Source organism: Luteolibacter sp. (assembly GCF_039920825.1).
Taxonomy (GTDB): Bacteria; Verrucomicrobiota; Verrucomicrobiia; order Verrucomicrobiales; family Akkermansiaceae; genus Luteolibacter.
The window spans coordinates 164823-184934 of record NZ_JBDSCX010000038.1 but is presented as its reverse complement, the minus strand read 5'-3'; the positions used below and the strand labels follow the sequence as shown (position 1 = coordinate 184934).

General features: G+C 58.4%; 17 protein-coding genes. 10 read left to right on the top strand and 7 right to left on the bottom strand.

Annotated features, from left to right (window positions below; genetic code table 11):
• Window positions 1-169: 169 nt before the first annotated feature.
• The 7 genes from ABIQ96_RS09970 to ABIQ96_RS09940 all read left to right on the top strand — a co-directional run bounded on the left by ABIQ96_RS09970 (window position 170) and on the right by ABIQ96_RS09940 (window position 7659).
• On the top strand, window positions 170-1432 hold the full coding sequence (locus tag ABIQ96_RS09970) for a tetratricopeptide repeat protein (protein WP_348214431.1): 1263 nt from the start codon (window positions 170-172) through the stop codon (window positions 1430-1432).
• 260 nt (window positions 1433-1692) lie between these two features.
• Window positions 1693-2436, top strand: coding sequence for a sigma factor (locus tag ABIQ96_RS09965; RefSeq protein ID WP_348214430.1), 744 nt, complete (start codon window positions 1693-1695; stop codon window positions 2434-2436).
• Entirely contained in the window at window positions 2433-3815 is a 1383-nt protein-coding gene (locus ABIQ96_RS09960; RefSeq protein ID WP_348214429.1) for a serine/threonine-protein kinase, read from the top strand. The genes ABIQ96_RS09965 and ABIQ96_RS09960 overlap by 4 nt, the downstream gene beginning before the upstream one ends.
• A 249-nt stretch (window positions 3816-4064) precedes the next feature.
• On the top strand, window positions 4065-5033 hold the full coding sequence (locus ABIQ96_RS09955) for an alpha/beta hydrolase-fold protein (RefSeq protein ID WP_348214428.1): 969 nt from the start codon (window positions 4065-4067) through the stop codon (window positions 5031-5033).
• The gene (locus ABIQ96_RS09950; protein ID WP_348214427.1) at window positions 4951-5262 is read left to right on the top strand and encodes a hypothetical protein; all 312 of its coding nucleotides are present in this window, start codon (window positions 4951-4953) and stop codon (window positions 5260-5262) included. The genes ABIQ96_RS09955 and ABIQ96_RS09950 overlap by 83 nt, the downstream gene beginning before the upstream one ends.
• 30 nt (window positions 5263-5292) lie before the next feature.
• Window positions 5293-6450, top strand: coding sequence for an endo-1,4-beta-xylanase (locus tag ABIQ96_RS09945; protein WP_348214426.1), 1158 nt, complete (start codon window positions 5293-5295; stop codon window positions 6448-6450).
• 165 nt (window positions 6451-6615) lie between these two features.
• Window positions 6616-7659: a choice-of-anchor D domain-containing protein gene (locus ABIQ96_RS09940; RefSeq protein ID WP_348214425.1), complete on the top strand. Its 1044-nt coding sequence runs from the start codon at window positions 6616-6618 to the stop codon at window positions 7657-7659.
• Between the two features lie 7 nt (window positions 7660-7666).
• Here ABIQ96_RS09940 and ABIQ96_RS09935 read toward each other — a convergent pair whose 3' ends face one another.
• Window positions 7667-7930, bottom strand: a complete 264-nt coding sequence (locus tag ABIQ96_RS09935; RefSeq protein WP_348214424.1) for a hypothetical protein — start codon at window positions 7928-7930, stop codon at window positions 7667-7669.
• A 134-nt stretch (window positions 7931-8064) separates the two neighbouring features.
• On the opposite strand from ABIQ96_RS09935, the gene ABIQ96_RS09930 reads away from it, so the two are divergent.
• Together ABIQ96_RS09930 and ABIQ96_RS09925 are read left to right on the top strand one after the other, a co-directional pair.
• On the top strand, window positions 8065-9075 hold the full coding sequence (locus tag ABIQ96_RS09930) for a virulence RhuM family protein (protein WP_348214423.1): 1011 nt from the start codon (window positions 8065-8067) through the stop codon (window positions 9073-9075).
• Window positions 9076-9148: 73 nt separating this feature from the next.
• The gene (locus ABIQ96_RS09925; protein ID WP_348214422.1) at window positions 9149-11683 is read left to right on the top strand and encodes an SIR2 family protein; all 2535 of its coding nucleotides are present in this window, start codon (window positions 9149-9151) and stop codon (window positions 11681-11683) included.
• 101 nt (window positions 11684-11784) lie between these two features.
• Here the strand turns inward: ABIQ96_RS09925 and ABIQ96_RS09920 are convergent, their stop codons facing one another.
• From ABIQ96_RS09920 to ABIQ96_RS09895, 6 genes are all read right to left on the bottom strand, one after another.
• Window positions 11785-13038 (bottom strand): hypothetical protein, encoded by a 1254-nt coding sequence (locus ABIQ96_RS09920; RefSeq protein WP_348214421.1) that lies wholly within the window; start codon window positions 13036-13038, stop codon window positions 11785-11787.
• A 247-nt stretch (window positions 13039-13285) separates the two neighbouring features.
• Window positions 13286-14191: a fibronectin type III domain-containing protein gene (locus tag ABIQ96_RS09915; RefSeq protein ID WP_348214420.1), complete on the bottom strand. Its 906-nt coding sequence runs from the start codon at window positions 14189-14191 to the stop codon at window positions 13286-13288.
• A gap of 771 nt (window positions 14192-14962) precedes the next feature.
• Window positions 14963-15712, bottom strand: a complete 750-nt coding sequence (locus tag ABIQ96_RS09910; protein ID WP_348214419.1) for a hypothetical protein — start codon at window positions 15710-15712, stop codon at window positions 14963-14965.
• A 315-nt stretch (window positions 15713-16027) separates the two neighbouring features.
• Entirely contained in the window at window positions 16028-16807 is a 780-nt protein-coding gene (locus ABIQ96_RS09905; protein ID WP_348214418.1) for a hypothetical protein, read from the bottom strand.
• A gap of 78 nt (window positions 16808-16885) precedes the next feature.
• On the bottom strand, window positions 16886-18286 hold the full coding sequence (locus ABIQ96_RS09900) for a tail fiber domain-containing protein (RefSeq protein WP_348214417.1): 1401 nt from the start codon (window positions 18284-18286) through the stop codon (window positions 16886-16888).
• Window positions 18287-18330: 44 nt separating this feature from the next.
• Window positions 18331-18486, bottom strand: coding sequence for a hypothetical protein (locus ABIQ96_RS09895; protein ID WP_348214416.1), 156 nt, complete (start codon window positions 18484-18486; stop codon window positions 18331-18333).
• Between the two features lie 1029 nt (window positions 18487-19515).
• On the opposite strand from ABIQ96_RS09895, the gene ABIQ96_RS09890 reads away from it, so the two are divergent.
• Complete coding sequence (locus tag ABIQ96_RS09890) at window positions 19516-20106, top strand: type VI secretion system tube protein Hcp (RefSeq protein WP_348214415.1); 591 nt, start codon at window positions 19516-19518, stop codon at window positions 20104-20106.
• Window positions 20107-20112: the final 6 nt, after the last annotated feature.

Genomic DNA, 20112 nt, shown 5'->3' with positions numbered 1-20112 from the left:
AAATCCATCCCCCGCGACTCCGGCAGCTCCCCCTCACAAAAACGTTTTCGTGAATATTTCCGAAATCCTGCAACAAGAGGTGGCGGATTCTTAAACAGGTAAGTGAACGGTGGATGTGACCCGATGGGCGGGCTGCGTTGCCGGACTCAAATTCCCCGAACACGAACCCATGAAACCATTATCCATCAAATCGTTGTTACTCGTCTCCGCCCTGTTCACGCCATGGCTGCAAGCGCAGGACACGTCGGCAAAGGTCCGCGAGATCGAGCAAAAGGTGCTGCAGAAACAATACCTAACCGCCGTCGACGCGCTCGTCGGATCCGCACACGAGGGCGGCGAAACCAGTGCCAGCCCGGACCTCATCGGCAAGCGCGTGCAGTGGCTCACCTTGGTAGGAAATCAGATCGAAGGGGAACACAAAGCACCCGCCGCCAATCAGGAGGAAATGACAAAGAACGCCGGGACGCTCAATGAGCTGGCGTGGAACATGATCACTTCTCCGGATGAGGGTAAGCGCTCTCCGGAAATCGCGCTGAAGCTGGCAGACATCGCCATCGAACTGGCTGGCGGGGACCGGGATCTGAAACCGAAAGTGCTCGATACCAAGGCGCGGGCGCTGTTCCTGCTGGGAAAGCACGCGGAGGCGATCGCCGAGCAGGAGAAGGCCATCGCGGCGGCCACAGTTCCAGAGGAGAAGGCCGGATTCGAAGCGACGCTCGCCGGCTACAGGGGCGGGGGCGATTTGCTGGAGGTCCGTCCGGAAACGCCTGCTATCACAAGCGGCGCCGCCTACATCGTTGAAAAGCTCCGCCGGATTGTCATCCCGCGGATCGATTTCGAGGACGCCACCGTGGAGGAGGCGATCGATTTCCTCCGCCTGCGTGCTGCGGAACTCGATGTCACTGAACCCGACCCTGCCAAGAAAGGCGTGAACTTCGTGATCCGCCTCCCGCGTCTGCTCGCTGCCGGAACCGCCGATGCCGGGACGACTCCCACCGCCCCGGATGCCGCGAGTGATCCGGGTGCCCTCCGGGTGAAAGAACTCCGGCTCCGGAATGTGCCTCTTGCCGTTGCCCTCAAGTATATCTGTGACCAGACCAAGCTCCGCTTCAAGGTGGACGATTTCGCGGTCACTCTCGTTTCCCCAAGCGAGGAGGATAAAGACCTCTTCACCCGCACCTTCAACGTGCCACCGGATTTCGCTTCCAGTCTGGATTCCGGATCAGATGGCGGTAAGGCGGCTGCCCCTCCGACGGCTCGTCGTCCCATCATGGAATTGCTCAAGTCTGCCGGAATCAATTTTGGCGAAGGCAGCTCCGTGACGCTGACCTCTTCCGGCACGCTGCTGGTCACCAACACGCCGAGCGAACTGGACAAAATCGAACAGCTGGTCTCGGTTGCGACGGTTAGGAGCGAATGGACCCGAAAATGAACCAACCCTCCGGCGGCCCTCCGGAACCGGATGGGCGGTAAGGGTAAGGAGCAACGACACTCCTGTCGTTGAAGCGAATGAAAAGCCAAAGAGAAGAGCTTCGTACGTTTCTTGGGCCACCCGTTCGCTTCCACCACAAGAGTGTGGTGGCTCCTGATGCTTGCGATCCACACCGTGCTTTGCGGTTTGTCGGGTTCCGCCCCTCGTGCCATCCTTCGTTCGCTAGACACCGTCCTAGCACCTTCTCTGATCTAATCCCCATGCCGCATGCCTTCCACACCCACTTGGGAGAATTCCACACCACCCGGTGGTCCATCGTCATCGGCGCGCAAGGGCATTCGCCGGCGGAGGTGAATGCCTCGGTGGAGTCGCTCTATCAGCAGTATCTTTCGCCGCTGTATGCGTTCGCGCGGCGGCGGGGATACTCGCCGCATGACGCGCAGGATCTAACTCACGAGTTCTTCTCACGCCTGTTGGAAAAAGGCTGGCTGTCTTCCGCACAGCCGGATCGCGGGCGCTTGCGGACTTTCCTGCTGGTGGCGATGAAGCGGTTCCTGGCAAACGAGTGGGACCGCGCGCGGGCGGAGAAACGCGGCGGCGGCTCGCAACTGGTGAGCCTTCAATCCGAGGAAGGCGAACGCTTGTTCTCAGCCGACAGCGCGGCGAGCTCGACCCTGCCGGATGAGCTGCTGTTCGATCGGAACTGGGCGATGGTCCTCATGCAGACGACATTGGATCACCTCCGGCGCGAGTATGAGCGGAGCACGCGGCCGGGTGACTTCGCGGTGCTGAAATCCTGCCTCACGGCGGAGCGCGGAGACATCGATTATGCGGCCATCGCACGCGAGCTGCAATTGCTCCCGGCTTCGGCGCGAAGTGGGGTGCACCGCTTCCGCAGGCGCTTCCGGGAAATCTTCCGCGCGGAGGTGGCGGGCACCGTTTCCTCGCCCGAGGAAGTGGATGATGAAATGCGGGCACTGATTTCAACCTTGGGCCAACGATGAGCGAAGTTGCTGGAAATGAAAACCCGGTGGCGACGGAAGCGGATGCGCGAACCGCATGTCCGCGTTGCGGAGCACCGTTGGCGGGCGGCAGCGTGGACGGCTTGTGCGCGCGATGCCTGGGGGCGCTGAACTTCGACACGCTCACGCGGATCGGAGGAGCGGCGGATGAGGAGCCACTTGCCGTCCCCACCGTGGAGGAGCTGGCGGAATTTTTCCCGCAGTTGGAGGTGCTGTCCCTGATCGGACGCGGCGGCATGGGCGTGGTTTACAAGGCGCGGCAGAAATCGCTGCACCGGCATGTCGCGTTGAAGTTGCTGGCCCCGGAGCGCGCGGGCGATCCGATGTTCGCGCGGCGCTTCGCCAGCGAGGCGCGATCGCTCGCGGCGCTCAATCACCCGCACATCGTCGGCGTGCATGACTTCGGCGAGGCCGGCGGGTATTTCTATCTGCTGATGGAGTTCGTGGACGGGGTGAACCTGCGGCAGTTGATCCAGAGCCGGCAGCTGACCCCGGACGAAGCGCTGGGCATCATCACCCCGGTGTGCGATGCCCTGCAGGCGGCGCATGAGCGTGGGATCGTGCACCGCGACGTGAAGCCGGAGAACCTGCTCATCGACCGCAACGGCACCGTGAAGATCGCGGATTTCGGCATCGCCCGGATGATGGACGAGCCCGCCGCGGAGGGAATCCATCAAGCCGTGCCGGGTCTTCCGGCGGCGCATACCATCGCCGTCGGAACGCCGGACTACGCCGCTCCCGAGCAACGCGCTTCCGCACCGTCCGACCACCGGGCGGACATCTATTCCCTGGGCGTGGTGCTGTATGAAATGATCACCGGCCAGCGCCCGGGCAGCGGCGTCATCACGCCCCCATCACGACGCGCGGCGGTGGACATGCGGATCGATGAGGTCCTGCTGAAGGCGCTGCAGGAAGAGCCGGACCTGCGCTTCCGGACCGTGGCGGAATTCCGTGATCGATTCCAGGAAGCGAAACAGCACATGGAGCGGAAGACGACCGATCCAAAGCCCGTGCCAGGGTGGAAACAGAATCGCGGACGGATCGCGATCCTTTCCACCGCCTTGATCGTTCTGCTCGTGACAGGCGGACTCCTGATCAAAGGTCAGTCGCTTCAAAAGACCGGTCCTCATTCCCCGGAAATTGCCGGCGAGCCGTTGTTGGAAATGGGATCGCTGGAGGAAGCCTATCAGGCCTTCGAGGCGAACTTCGCCGCGCTGCAGGACGCGCGGGAAATCCAAATCGTCGGCATGCCGGACGGCAGCGCTCCTCCCGCAGCCCAGGCCGGAGTGGTGAAAAATCTCGAAGCCCGCGACCGCCAACTGCGGGCGACCCTCGCGCGGATGCCGAAGGCAGGAAAATAGCGCCACCGCCTTGTAGCGGCGCTCTCTGTGAGCGTCGATGTGGATGAATCGAGCGAAGCCTCTGGAACGGTCTCCGCCGCCGATCCCCCATTCCCGGCTTGCCAAGCGGAGTGAGCTGTCGAGCATCTCTATCGACTGTTGATATCCGCGCCCTGATATGACCTCAGACAGAGGGCGGACGCGAGGTCCCAGTCACGACCCACCCACCTCGACGCCATTCTCTCCGTAGGCTATCCACCGATTTAACCCATGAAATCCACAATCACAGTCACCGCCTTAGGGCTTTTCGCCATGCTCGCCCACTCCGCCGAGATCGCCGGTCCCTGGCACGCCGAATTCGAGGGCCGGCGCGGGCCACAGAAGATCCAGTTCGAGTTCAAAACGGAAGGCGGGAAGCTGACCGGCAAGACGATCTCGCAGTTCGGAGGAAACTCACGCGAGGCGGAAATCCAGGACGGCAAGGTCGAGGGCGAGAGCCTGAGCTTCGTGCAGGTCGTGAATTTCCAGGGTAACGAAATGCGCATCGAATACACCGGAAAAGTCGGCGAGGACGGCATCGCCTTCACCCGCAAGGTGGGCGACTTCGGCTCGTCCGACTTCAAGGCCGCACGCGGTCCCTTGTCTGCCGGTCCCGCCGAGCCAACGATCCCCGCCAACCCTGACCAAGTGAAGTTAGATCCGGACGACAAGCCCGCCTACGACGCTCCACCCGCTGGTTTCAATGAGACGCGGGACAGCATTCCCCACGGCAGGCTGGAAACGATCGAGTATGATTCGAAAACCGTCGGCACCACCCGCAAGATGCAGGTTTACACCCCGCCCGGCTATTCCACCGACAAGAAATATCCCGTCCTCATCATCCTCCACGGCATCGGTGGCGACGAGACCGAGTGGCAGCGCTTCTCCCACGTCGACGCATTGATGGACAACCTCATCGCCGACCACAAGGCCGAGCCGATGATCGTGGTGATGCCTAACGGCCGCGCGCAGAAGGACGATCGCGCCGACGCCGGGATGGGCGCGGCACCCGCCTTCGCCGTCTTCGAGCGCGACCTGTTGGACGACGTGCTCCCGACCATCGAGAAGCGTTACAGCACCCGCGCCGACCGTGAGGGGCGCGCTGGCCGGGCTTTCCATGGGGGGCGGCCAGACGCTCAATTTCGGACTCGGTCATCTCGATACCTTTGCCTGGCTCGGCGCGTTTTCCGCTGCCCCTAACACCAAGCCGCCCGCGGAACTGGTGCCGGATCCCGCTGCGGCGAGGAAGCTCAAGCTGCTGATGATCACCTGCGGCAGCAAGGACGGCCTATTCCGGATCAGCAAGGGCGTGCAGACCTACCTCAAGGAAAAGGAAGTGCCGTATGTCTGGCACGTGGACGACCACGGCCACGACCCCACCCACTGGTCGGCCGCGCTCTACAATTTCTCGCAGAAAATTTTCCGCTGAGCCGCCGCGGTAACCCATCCCATCAACGCCATGTTCCTAACCGATCGAAAACTGATTCTCGTGCTGACAAGCGTTGTGGTGTCCGTTTTCCAATCCGCCACCGCCGAGGAACCGGACAAAAACACCGCGACACTGCGCAGCGCCTTCAAGGACGACTTCCTCGTCGGCGTTGCCTTGAACACGGCGCAAGTCGATGGCCGCAACGCCAATGCCGGCGAGATCGCCGCCCGCCAGTTTTCCGCGCTCACCCCGGAGAACGACATGAAGTGGCAGTCGCTGCATCCGCAACCGGACCGCTACGACTTCAAGGGCGCGGACGCCTACGCCGACTTCGCGGAAAAACACGGAATGGCCCTCATCGGCCACAACCTCATCTGGCACAGCCAGACGCCGCGGTGGGTTTTCCAGGGAGCGGATGGAAAGCCCGCCACCCGTGAGGAACTCCTCAAGCGGATGGAGGACCACATCCACACCGTGGTCGGCCACTTCAAGGGCAAGGTGAAGGGCTGGGACGTGGTCAACGAGGCGCTTTCCGACGGCGGCCCGGATCTCCTGCGCGACTCGCCGTGGCGGAAAATCATTGGCGACGACTTTCTCGACCACGCCTTCCGCTTCGCCCGGGAAGCCGACCCGCAGGCCGAGCTTTATTACAACGACTACGGCCTCGAAAACGAACGCAAGCGCGCCAACTGCGTGAAGCTCATCAAGGGCATGCTCGAACGCAAGGTCCCCATCGACGGCATCGGCACCCAGTCGCATTTCAATCTGAACCAGCCGTCGCCCGGCGAAATCGAGAAGACCATCCAGGCCTTCGCCGATCTCGGCCTCAAGGTCATGATCACCGAACTCGACGTGGACATTCTCCCCGGCCGCGGACCCCAGGGAAATGCCGATATCAACCGCCGCGAGCAGGCCGACCCGGCGGCCAATCCCTACACCGGCGGCTTCCCGGATGACATGCAGGAAAAACTCGCGCGGCGCTACGCCGAGATTTTCGGCATCTATCTGAAGCACCGCAGGTCCATCACCCGCGTCACCTTCTGGGGCCTCGACGACGGGACCAGTTGGTTGAACGGCTTCCCGATCCGCGGACGCACCAACCACCCCTTGCTGATCGACCGGCAACTGAAACCCAAGCCAGCGTTCTTCTCCGTGCTCAAGGCAGGCATGGAAAGTCCGGCAAAATGAATGGGCTCCCAAAGCAGTGACCGGATCGCCTTGTCGCGTCGCTCTGTGAGCGTCGATGCCAAAGAATCGAGCGAAGCCTCTCCTCCAGCCTCCGCAGGGTAATCTCAAGATCACGTCCGCACGCATTGGAACATCGGGAACCAATGCCACTGGGTATTGGACACCATGTTCCGTGAGGACCACAATCAGACGTCGGTTGGCAACGCCGCCAGGAACCTCGGCGCGTTGCGGCGCATCGTCCTGAATGCTCTCAAGTTAGGTCCTAGCGGATCGAAGAAAAGCCTGCTGATGAAGCGGCTCAACGCGTTGGTGAATCCCGCATACCGTGAGAAAGCTCCTTTCCCTAGCTTCATCACCGTGGGCGGCAGCCGTGAATTCGGCCCTTGCAAAACCGCCAATATCGGCGAGCAAGACCGAACACGAATTATGAAACTCCTCCCGCTCGCTTCCGCCTTGGTCCTCGCCTCCCTCTCCTCCGCTTTCGCCGTCACCGATGCGGACATCGATCCCGCCGCGCTGGTGGGAAAAACGCTGACCTTCACCATCGTCACGAGTTCCGCTCCTCTTGCCACCACTGGCACCTGGTCAGGCACCTTCGCCGCTTCTGGAAATGGATTCACCGCCGCAAAAATCACGGGGGACTTCGTTGACATTTCCACCACCTACGCGGTGACCGCGCATTTCGTCGGAGAAACCGACTGCACGTTCGACAGATTGGTGAGCGGCGTCGAGGAGAAGGCTTACGTCGGGCTTTACAGCCAGAACGGGATCGGGAAATTCGATATCGGCCTGGGAGCCGGCATCATGGAGGGCACCTTCACGATTGGTGGCGGCGATCCGCCAAAAGGTCCGGAAATTTCCATCGTCCAAGGGCACGGCGCCGCATTAACTGATGGCAGCGCGTCCAAGAAAAACATCGGCACCGCCCTCGTCGGGAAATCAGTTTCCAAGACCTTCACGATCAAAAATACCGGAACCGCCACGCTCAAAAACATCTCCATCTCCGTGGACGGGAAAAATAAAACGGAGTTTACCGTCTCCAAACTTGGTGGAACCAGCGTCGCCCAGAAGAGTGACACCAGCTTCGTCGTCACCTTCAAGGCGAAGTCCATCGGCGTGAAAAACGCAGCCATCCATATCAAGAGCAACGACAAGGACGAAAACCCGTTCGACATCAAGCTCACCGGAACCGGCGCAGGCATCAAGTGATGCCGCTTCAGCGGGTCACGCCGCGCTGGGAGTTCTCGATGGAATCGATCAGAAGCCTGACGTGATGCGTGTCTGCGGTGTGGGTTGCCTTCAGCGAGCTGAGGGCGATGGCGAGATTGGCGTCCTTTTTCAAAAACAGCTTTTTAAAAGCGGTTTTGAGTTCCCTGATGTCTTCCTCGGTAAATCCACGGCGTTGAAGGCCCGCGGCGTTAAGCCCGCGTGTCAGTGACCGCACCGCCTTGTAGCGTCGCTCTGTGAGCGTCGATGCCAAGGAACCGAGCGAAGCCTCTCCTCCAGCCTCCGCTAGGCAATCCCCCATTCCCGGCTTGCCAAGCGGAGTGAGCTGTCGAGCATCTCTATCGACTGTTGATATCCGCGCCCTGATATGACCTTTCCCCCGTCCCCATGACCGGTCTCATTCTCTACACCACCGAAGACGGAAAAAGCCGTATCCAGCTCCGGGCGGATCAACAGACGGTCTGGCTCACGCAACTTGAGATGGCGGAACTCTTCGACGCCACGAAACAGAACATATCCCTGCACCTGAAGAACATCTTTGAGGACGGGGAGTTGGACCAGGCGGCAACTGTCAAGGAATCCTTGACAGTTCAAATCGAAGGTTCTCGCGAAGTGCAGCGCTCCCTCACGCTCTACCACCTCGACGCCATTCTCGCCGTCGGCTACCGGGTGCGCTCGCCCCGTGGCGTCCAGTTCCGCCGCTGGGCCTCCACCATCCTGAAGGATTACCTGCTCAAGGGTTTCGTCATGGACGACGAGCGCCTCAGGAACCCCGATGGCCGGCCGGATCACTTCGACGAGATGCTCGAGCGCATCCGCGATATCCGCTCCTCGGAAAAACGCTTTTACCAAAAGGTCCGCGATCTCATCGCCCTCAGCACCGACTACGACAAGACGGACCAAGCCACGCCCCAATTTTTTGCCACCGTCCAGAATTGCCTGTTGTTCGCCGTCACCGGGAAAACCGCCGCGGAACTCATCACCGCACGGGCCAATCCTGCCGACCCGCATTTCGGCCTGCTCAACTGGCAGGGTGGAAAGGTCCGCAAGACCGATATCCTCGTCGCGAAAAACTACCTGACCGAGGACGAGATCGACACCCTCAATCGTCTCATCGTCATCTTCCTGGAAACCGCCGAGCTCCGCGCCAAAAACCGTCAGGAAACGCGGATCAGCTTCTGGAAGGAAAACGTCGACCAGATGATCACCTCCAACGGCTTCACCCTGCTGACCCACGCCGGCCGCATCAGCCAGAAACAGGTGGAGTTGAAAACGAACGAACTCTATCTGGAATTCGACCGCTGCCGCAACCAGCAGGACGCCCACAACGCCGACCGCGAGGACGAGGCCGACCTCAAGACGCTCGAAAACAGAATCAAACGCCGCCCGAAGAAATGACCGGGCAAAGTCGCAAGCCGGGCTTGTTAGCCGGGACTGACCCCATCGATTCCGTTTTCGAACGCACGAGAGCATGAACACCCCCCTAGATAATCTGCAGGCCTTCCTTAGAGACGATAAGGTGATCCCAGTCATTGGAGCAGGCGTATCGTATGCTGCGGCCAATTTGCCGGGATGGAAGGCCGCTATCGAGAATGGCTTGTACTATGCAGAAATGCACCGCCTCGACTCCACGCGGATCCATACGGCGCGCGAGCAATTGGATGGCGGCAATCTCATCGAGAGCGCCGACATCATGAAAGCCATCCTCGGCGCGCCTGGGCACCCTTTCTCCAACTGGCTAAAGGACCTTTTCGGTGGGCCCGTAATTCGCTCCCCGGATCTGCTCGATAGTATCGAGGATTTGTGCACGCCCATCCTCCTTACCACGAATTACGACAAGCTGCTCTCCGCACGGAGCCGCCTGCGCACCCGCGAAGTCTTCGACTGGTCCGAATACGAGGAAGTCCGCGGAGCGCTCTCTAATGATCCGCGCTTCATCCTACATCTCCACGGCATCTGGAACAAACCCGAAACTATCGTTCTGAGTAAGGAAGACTACGCCAACCTCGCGAACGAACTCGGCTATAAGGAGCTGCTGAAGAAGCTCTGGAGCGATTACCATTTCCTTTTCATTGGGTGCAGCCGCGATGGCGTGATGGACGAGGATTTCTCCACCGTCTTCGGGTTCCTCAACGAATGGTTCCCCGGCCACACCCACCAGCATTTTATCCTGCTCAATGAGCGGGACATCGAGGCAGAAGCGCACCTGCCGCTCCTGAGACAGTGCAACGTTTCTCCTATCAGCTACGGGCACGACTACGCTAAACTGGCCGAATTCATTAATTTCCTAAACCCTAATCGCGAGCGTGCTCGGCGAGAGACCGAGGAACTCAAGAAAGAGATCGAAGCTCGGGTGGGAAGGCTGAAACTGTCCGACGCGAAGTATTCGGGAAACGACGCGGAGACCCGTCAACTCATCAGGGAGGTACTGCCCGCCGGAGCTTACTGGATCGACTCCCTGCAGCTCAAACTCCTCGGAGACGCCCTCCGGGAAACGAACAACAGCATCAAAAACAAACGCGAACAGTTCCGGTTTTCACAGGGCCTTGTGAAGGCGCTCGTGGAGATGGGAGAACTGGAATCCCAACTCCAGTTATGGACCGAAAACTCAGATAATCCCCCCGCGTTGAACAACGACAAGTTTATCAACCTCGCAATCATCTGCTACGAGTGCCTTGAGCGCTTGCCGGAGGATCTCCTGGAGGAAATCAGACATCGCGCTCCTAGTGCGATCCATTCCTATTATTTCAATGGCTACCTTGGCCAATTTGTCAGCGAATACCGAATGTTAAAAGACCGGTTTCGCGATCACTACAATGACGACAAATACTTCTTCGAAAACTTAAAGCGCCTCATAGACTCGTTGCGCGGATTGCTGAGACTTAATGCGGATATTCTCTTTCCGGACATAGCTCCGGCTATTATTGCACAACAGATCGAAACGCCGGGTTGGCTTTTTGTGTGTGAAGACGAAGCTTCTCTGCGAAAGCCATTATTTCCCTACGAACGCATAGCATGTCTGCCTGCGCAGGGGAATTTGTCGTTTCAGGATGCGGAAATCATTCGCTTTAAGGAGGAGTGGATAGTCGTGATATTCAACTCACAGAAATGTTTTCGGTGGAATCCAAGCAAGCAATTCGCCGCTGAACCGTTCTTCGAGGCGCCGCCAGGGGAGAGTATAAGAGATCTGTTTGTCACCGAGGCGACCCAGGAACGGGTAGTCGTTGTAGTCTATTGTGGATCAACGCTCTACACCTTCCTTAACTTTGAGGCGGTCAAGGATACACATCTGAAAACTGACTTCTCAGATCTCATTTATCATTCGGCTTGCGATGCATTCTTTGGCTTCAATTACTTGGGGATCTCTGATGTCTGTCCAGTGCTGTATGGGGTGAATTGGGATGGAAGCTGCCAACCTGTGATATATTCGGACACTATTTGGAGCGCTATTGAGCACCTACCCGCATGCGGGGCTCCAAGTGTCGAGGTTGACGACGAATTCTTCATGCTCCCTGCCAGATTCAACGGCGGGTTGATGCGCCTTCGGAGGTGGGGCGATAAGGAGGTTGTGGCCGTGAAGTTGAAGTTCTTAAAGCAGGGAGACGGAGCCGATTTACTCGCATTCATCGACGTAGAAAAAGCTGTTCCAGAGCTTCTGGCCCTGGTGCTTCTGCCCAGACGATTGTGCATCGCCTTTGACCTGATGCAGCAAGGGGACTCGATAGACTTAGTTTGTGGCTACCTGTCGACGGGTGAATATCCCAAGCATCTAGTCCAATGGATCAAGGGGGTTGATCGTCAACGGGCGACACAAGCCGACGATAGCTGCACCTACCTCGAGACGAGTGGTTCTGGCCAGTTCGACATCTATAACGTCTGGAACCACTCGGGCGATCGGGTCTTTGTAAATCAGCCAGCAAACGGCACGCTGTTCGATATGAGTCTGTCAGACGGGAGTTTTGATAAACTTTCGATCGACGGCTTGATCAAGATCCTGCCCTTCTGACGTGCAATTCCATGCAGAGAAGCAGACCTGTAGTCATAAATAATCAGTTTATAGACTGAGGGTTGAGTATTTCAGGGCGTCTTCAGCATAACCTTAGTTTGCTATTGATTCGCCAAAAAACTCTCAATTCTTTCCGCGGTGAACGAAAGTCTCGGAAAACGCCCCTCTTCCCTGATGCATTGAATAATTGCGTCCAAGGCAGCAATAAAATCGTCTTCCGATCCTCGGTTTGCCGTTATGCGGTGTAAATCCGAATAATCGAGAATGAGGCAATACTTTTCAGTATTCAACCAGAGATCCATTGTTTCCGCTAGATATCGCTCGGTATCCTTTTCAAACAATTCGCCAACGACTATCAATCCAACCACTTTTTTGTTGGTCGTCTCAAATTCCATGGATTCACCGTTTACGGATATCTCCAGGATATTTTTGTTTTTCCAGTAACGTATTGCTCCTTGAATTTGCCTCGACGCCTTGGCAATTTGCTCTTTGGTTTTTGCTCTTTTCCTCTCTAATTTTCTATTCAGCGCCGCCCCGGTATTTTGATTATCCTTTGCCTGAATAAAATAGAAAATCTCAGTGGTGATCACCAAAATATCGCAAATTTCTTTATTATTATCCAATCTCACGGGATTCAGAAAGATCGCGTCAGAATGGAATGATCGCTGCAATAGCCGAAGAATATCAGATTCTTGCGATGGCCCGGGATTTTCACGTTCTAATGTTGCCGGTCTATTCGTCTGGTTGCTCTGTTTAACATTAGATTGCGCAGTCAAATCTATTACTGCGATATCAAGTGGCATAAGCGTTTCTTTCAAAGAAATGGTGATAGCGTCGGCGTCATCGGCAGCCGTACGCAAGCCAAACCATTTTTGAAGATGGTTGAGATATTGATTAATATTGTCATGAGAGAATGAGATCAAAGGGATTTTGATCTTATTGATGATTTTCGTAGGCGCATCGTTCTTTGCTCTATATCCCAAAAATTCCCTATTATGATCATCAACAAAATGCACGTCAAATTCGGAAGATTCTAGGATTTCAATTAGCAATTTTTCACTTTTTCTATTTTTTATATCAATTTCAGCAAGTAATGTCTTTATCACCAGAGGCTCGTCCGCATCGTCAAAAAATGCCGTCACCAAGCCACAGGTATGATCTGTTAAATAAACATCAGGAACTAGATATATTTTAAAGTGCCCACGAATTTTTGCTGTCAGCAAGAATTCCTTGGGCGCTTTAATTATAAGAAACGGAGCGGATCCGTCCGTCGATTGATATGGAAGCAACCCTCCTTCGTAATTATCGAGGATTGAGCGAAGCTCAGGATATTGAACAGTTACTATTTTAGTCATATGATTTGTGATATAATTTGAAATATTTTTAATATCAGAGCAGGAAAACTTGTCCATCATTCAGTTCCTCTTGGCGTCGAAGGGGTCAGTCAAAGGGGTCTCGAAGGGTTCGAGTCCCGAATAACGAGCATTGAATGTGGTCCTCACAAACTCAGATCATCCCTCCAACCGGCGGCACTCCGACTCGAGTGAAAACAATTTCCCCGCAGGCGTGCGGATGAAGGCGCGCCTGCGGGGATTTTTTCGATCAACTCAGGGTAATGGTGGCGGGGGTGCTGGCCGGGCCGTCGCCGGATTCGTTGTGGGCGGTGATGGTGACGGTGAGCAGGACGCCGAGGGGCAGGCCGGTGAGGGTGGTCTGGTCATCCGCGAAGAGGCCGAAGCTGCGGGGCTCGGGCTCGCCGGGGACTTGGACTTTCACCCGGTAGCCGGTGGCGCGGCGGGCGGCATTCCAATCGGCGATGAGGGTGCCGCTGCCGGCGGCCCCGCCGGCCAAGGTCAGGTTTTCCGGAATGCCGGGGGTGGATGGATCGTCGGGGCGGTTGAAGCCGAAGGCATACCACAGCGGGCTGTCACCGGGGACCGGGATCTGCATCAGCTCGTCGCGCAGACCACCGAGGCGGCGGCGCATGGCATCGAGCGCCACTTCGCGGGCGTTGGCGGCAGCGCTGCTCTGGTTGGTCGCGTTGTTCACTCCGGTGCGGGCGGCGAGGCTGGCTTGATAGAGCGCGGTGGCCACGGCCTCCGTCAGATCCAGATCCGGCCGGAGTGGATCGGTGACGACGCACTCGGGATGGTTGCCGAGGAATTTCGCCATTTCCCCGATGAGCACGAAGCGGTCCTCCTGGCTGGCGGGATTGCTGATGGAGCCTCCGGTGAATCCGGCTTCCTGCCACAGCGGCCCCCATTGGCTGCCGATGCGCGGTTTCTCGAGCTGGATGAAGCGGGCGATGAACGCCTTGGCATTCGAGTCCGCGGATTTGTTCGCCGCGGAGGCGGTGGCCTTGGCGGTGCGTTTCAGCGCGGCGGTCTCCTCGCCGGAGGTCAGCGCGGCCAGTTCGGCACGGATGACGGCGGCGGTGTTCTGTTTCAGGCCGATGGCCACTCCATGCTTGTCCGCGCCATCGGCGGCGTCCTCGGCTAGGGTGATCACGGGGTTGTAGTTTTGTGGTATTTGGTTACTGGCCATAGTGGCGGTTCTGTTTTTTTGTTATGGAATCCCGGCGGCTTTCCCGACCGGCCGGGGTGGTGTGAAACCGGAACCGCCGCTTCCTGCGGCAATCCCGGGGAAAATGGCGATCCCGCTGGAAACCAACAGGTTGTCGTGGCCAATGGGCCGTAAAATCCCGCCGCGCGCGCGGGTGCAGGTGCTGATGGGCTGCGAAATCCAGCCGTCAGCAGGGGGTAAGGGCCTGATGGGCTTCCAACGTCCGCCCCGCGCAGGGGGTAAGGTATCGGGGTGACCCTGTGAGCCCGCCGCGCGGAGGGGGTCAGCACCTGATAGCCCGTGCGCGACCGCCGTGCGGAGGGGGTAAGCTGCTCGCCCCCTGCTCACGGCGGCCGTTGGAAGGAGGCCAGCACTCCACCCCCCGCGCGCGGCGGCCGTTGGAGGCACCCTTGCATCGCAAATCACCCGCGCCCGGCGGGGGGAGGGAGGGGAGAAACGCGCACCTGATCGGCGGCGGAATGATGACGAGTTAGAGATAACCTCCATCCAACGGCATCATCGTTAGAAACGTCAATAAACCAAATCGGCATTATTTTGATAGGTTTTGACTGGGAATCTCCGGAAGTCGTTGGAAATCCAATCTGCCAGAGAGGTCTCGCGCGGAGACGCGGAGCCGCAGAGGGTTGGTGGATTTTCGCAGCCTTGCTCTAACTTGCATGACCCGGGGACCGGCCTTTGTTCTTCTACCGGATTTCCTCACTCGCTGATAGAGACACCGCCGGGCTCCACCTGCAGACCCGCAGCCTTCGCTCTTTGTCCTTGGGAGGTTTTCGAGGGGCGGGTGATGTCATGACCTTCCTCGGGCGTGCCAAGGAGCCCGATCATCTCCTGGGTGTAGCCCGCTTTCGCAAGTTCCGTCGAAGCCCGCTGAGGATCCCGGGCGAGCCATTCCCGAGCCACCTTCTCGATTGCAAATGCCCGCCACGGACCCTCCACCGCCTTCGCCCATTCAAAGGCGGTCTCCACATCTTTCACCGCGGCCTCGGAGGCAAAGGCGGCGAGTATCTCATCAAATGCGGGATCGTCCGGATGATCGCGGAACCACTGCGCCGGTCCTTCAAAATCTCTTTGAAGCCATCCCAGAATCAGCTCCCGCTGGGCGGTGGCGCGCCAGGGCAAGTCCTGTTCCAACGGCGCATGTGCCTGCAGCCACGCCGAGGCCTCCCCCGGACCCGATGCCGCAATGCCGCGAAGAAGCCCCGGCGCACGCCACGCCAATTGCGCCCTGCCTTCGAAATGAGCCAGCGCCGCCAAACCATCGAGTCGTCCCCACTTCTCAAGGAACGCTTTCCATTCCGCTTCGTTGAAAGCCCCCGCGTCGCCCCGCGAAGCAGCATCGCTTACGAGATCGTGCAAACTTGCGGCATTACTTCGATCCAGCCGCTCCAACAGATCCCGGAAAGCGGCACGACGGGATGGCGAATCCTGCGATGTGATCGTGATCACGGAGGATTCCCCGCCAGCTTGTGATGCCAATGCGGCAGCGAACCAAGCGTCTGCCACCTCGCGGACAGAGTAAGTTTTTTCCCTCCCTCTCTCCCGTTGGGTGGCAGCGGGCGAGGATGAAGTCATTCCGCTTCGAACCGGGGCTGGACTCGCGGTGTTGGTTCGCTGCTTGAACCAGCCGACGACGAGCAACAGGAACAAAACTCCTCCCGTTACGAAAATCCGGCGTTTTCCAGAACTCCACATACGAGAAAATGGGATCAAGAGAAAAGCCCGGGGCAGACCCGCATCGAAGCGTCCTGCCCCGGTAGCCCATCAGCCGATGCGCCGGCGACGCAGGAGAAAGACTCCTCCCAATATCCCCAGAGCGGCAGTGCCCGGCTCGGGAATCGTCTGCGCGGTGATCACGAGATAGGGATGCACGTTTTCGAATTTCCCACCATCCGGGAGAGTGCCGTTGGAATTGTAAGTGTAGGAATTCGCGACAAGCTGAGTTGCCGCGGTATCGAAAGGATCGCCGAAGGCATACTCGATGGAGGGGAATCCGAAGCCCGGAACCCCCGCATAGTAGGACACCGTATTCGATCCTGTATTGGTGATGCCCAGCCAGACGATGCCATTGCCAATCGACGAAAACGGATTGCCGATTAGATCCGCGTAGCCCACCTGCGCATTGACCTGCGAGGTGCCTCCCTGAGCCGCAGCTGATCCCGGCCCCGCCGCGCCAACGGTGGCCGAACCTGCCGTGAATCCGGTCAAGGGCGCGATCGTAGACAGCGCCTCCCCCGTGTCTGTGGCCGAGTAGAAATTCAAGGAAACCGTCGAGGAGCCTCCGATGCCCAGCAGAAAAGTGGCGACTTCGAAATAGTCGGTCGCTTCGCTGGTGGGCCAGGCACCGGCACTATTATAGGGAATGCCGACATAGAGCGTTTGGTTGGCAAGAATCTCGACCGTGTAGTCAACATCCCCTCCGGTCACTACTTCCGTATTGGAACTAACGAGAGTGACCGTGGCGGCCTGCACGGATCCCGCGCCGCCAAACGATAGCAGCAGCGCGGAACATAGGACATTTCGGGTGGGTAAATTTGTTTTCATGGAATCAGGGTGAATTGATGAGGGTGGTTAGAGAACCGCAGATGGCTCCGGGAAAGCGGAAGGTATCTTTCGGCGAGATCACTCCGCCCGCGCGATGCCGGTGCTTTCGCCGGATGGGACGAGGCTGACGGACTGGTTGCTTTCGAGCGCGTCCAGTCTGGCAGCGAAGCTTGCGACACGGGCCACTTCGCCCCGCAGTTTCGCGTTCTCGGCCTCCAGCGAGGCCACCTTTTTCGCCAGCTCCTGAGTGGCGCTGACGTTGAGCATGGCGATCGCCTCATAATCCACGGTGCGCAGGTCATTGACCTTGCGGCCATAGACGAAGACTTTCTCGCCGTCTTGGACGAGTTCCAGATTCGCGGTGAAACTCGTCCCATCCGTTGTTTTCACCATGCCGAACACCGGCTCCCCATTTGCCGTGAAGACCTTCACTTTGTCTCCCGCTTTCAAGTCCAGGGCCTTGCCTGTTTCGATTTTAAAAAGGCCATTCCCTTTGGCCAGGCTTGTTCCCGACGCGTAAATATCCGGCAAATAGCCATCCGTTTTACTGATTGCCTGCGGATAGACTTCCTCCACCTGCTGCGCGATGACCTTTTTGATCTGACCGCTTCCCAGCACGGACGTATCCTTCATCGTGTAGTCGGTGACCTTGATCTTGTTCAGCGTCTGAAGATCCGCCGCCGCATTGGATTCTCCGATGATGTTCTTCAGCCGATTGTCCGATGGAGTGAGGCTGCTTGCAGCGATGACCGTTCCCCCGGATAGAACGTTGCCTCCTGCGGCGATGGCGTTCGAGGTGTAGATGCTGTAGTTAACGGGGCCAGCAGCGGCAGCCCCAAGATCTAGTCCGGAAGCCGAAGTGAACCCTCGACCGGCACCGGCAGTTCCGGCGAGGCTGCCCCGGACAACGAGCCGCGCTTCAGTGGGATCGGCGTCTCCGATGCCGAGGCTGCCATCCCTGTTCAAGCGCATGAGTTCCTGAGGAACGCCGGTCTTCCAACTGGAATTGGCGGACCAGACGAAACCGTAGTTGCCAGTCGGGTTGGTGTTGTTGGTATCGGCGACGAAAAAGATGCCCTGCCGCGACTCCATGAACAGGCTGTTGAACCCCGGATCGCCCACGTCCAGTTGGCTGTAGATTCGGTCGCCGGTATCATCCGGACCCCAGCGCACCGCGAACGACTGGGTCAATTCAATGTTCCCATCTTCCACGTCCAACTTGGCGGTGGGGGCGGTGGTGCCGATCCCCACGTTGCCTTGGATCATTGCGCCGTTGAGCGGTGCGATGGTGCCCGTGGTGCTGGTGTAGGTGGCGTCGCCGATGGCCATGCCGCCGCTGGCGGTGCTGCCGTTGACGCTGAGCTTGGACTTCGGGGTGGTGGTGCCGATGCCGACGTTCTGGGCGGAGACGACGGTGGTGAGGAAAGCGGCCGCCAGAAGGCTGGCAGCTCCGATGGTTGGGGTGTTGTTCTTTTTCATGGGTGATGTCAGGGTAAAATAACAGAAGTGGTCCGCAGTGGTGTTTATCTGGCGGTCGGTACGGTGACGGTTCCTTCGTCCTGCGGACGGAGGGCGGCGACGGCTTGTTTCAGTGCCTGCATTTCGGAGGAGGCAAGGGAGGTCAGAAGCGCGGTCACAAACAAACCGGCAAGGACAGGCGCGGTATTTTGCGTTTTCATTGTCTGGTAGGGTGGGGAAATTCTCAGGGTCACTCCTCCTTGAAAATTTTCTCTCCGGAGAATGTCAGTAATGTCTGATATCCCAAGAATATTGAGGGTCAAATATCGGACAAGTGGTCCCAAAACCGGCCATAAAGATGAGGAGCTCCCAACAACCCGAACATCGGCAGATCGTAATGGGAAAACGCCGCGCAACGTCGAAAGGGTTAGCTAACGGAACCCAACACAGCCTGTCGGCATTGTCATCATCCGGATTCCGTTCTCCTCCCCCCTGTTCTTCGGCGACTCCCTCTCCTCCGAAGCCGTGAACGGCCCTTCCCCGATACCGGACGTCACTCGTTTCCACGGGAGCGTAGAGCGCCTCAGGCGCGGAGGTCGCAAACAGAACGCAAAGTGTGGAATTCTTAAATGCTTTGTAAAAGGGGTCAGGCCTAACACCTGACCCCTTTTAGGACAAGCGCCGGGCCGATGGGTCGATGCAGCCTTATTGAACGCCTAAGCCCGCTTGGGTGAGCACACCGTTACGCAAACTCGGCCGATTTAGAGAACCGTTCTGAAGATAGACGACGGACTCCTCCCATTCATACGTCCAACTTGAGATTTGGTCAGCGCGGTGAAGAGAATTTCCCCGCAGGCGGAGGGCGATCTGTTGGAAGTGCGACAGCGGAGGACCAAAGTCCCCCGCCGTTTTTGTTTCAGCGGAGCGGGGTCCGCCGCTCCTCGAAGCCTTGCGTTCCGGCGATTGCTTTTTGCCAGCGATCCAACCTGATGGAAGATTTCCCAGTTTGATAGAAAAAAGGATCGGCGGTGGATGGAAATACCCACCGGTTTTGTGGGGGGAAATCCGCCGGTGACGGCCTCCGGATTTATTCTAGCAGCGGCTGTAGGGCGTTGATGGATTGCGGATTGCACGTTTCGGCCCGCCGCGCTGGTCCTGAACCGCGGAATCTTGCAAAATGCGCATTTCTGCTAGTTGAATTGTCGCGAACGCCATTGCAATTGTTAGGCTGTCTGACGCAGTTTCAGGGAATGTTCACCACCCCGCGCCCCTCAACCCTTTCCCGAACCCTCGCCCTGGTGCCTCCCGTGGTGGCCTTGGTGGCCCAACAGGCGAATGCCGGAGGCCTGTTCCTCAAGGTGGACGTCACCAGCGGACCCGTCATCACCGGCGAATCGCTCGACGTCAAACATTCCGGGTGGATCGAGATCATGTCCATGCAGGCCGGCATCGCCAACCCGGTCACTCTGAGCTCCAGCGGGGGAGGAATCACCCCGGGCAAATCCACCCGGTCGGACCTGGTGGTGACGAAGCTTCTCGACAGGGCCTCGCCACAGCTTTTTCTCGGCTGCGCCGTAGGAACCCGCTACCCGACCGTCACCCTGGAACTGACGACCTCCAACTCTGATGGAGCCTCCCTCACCTACTACAAGATCACTCTGACCAACGTGATCGTCAGCAGTCTTACCACGTCCGCGGGGGGCGAGCGGCCGACCGAAGCGGTTTCCCTGAGCTACGAGAAAATCACGACTGACTACTACATGGTCGATTCGAAAGGCTCGGTACCCACCTCTCCAACGACCACGGCCACTTGGAACTTCGCGAACAACAGCACCAAATGAGGCATC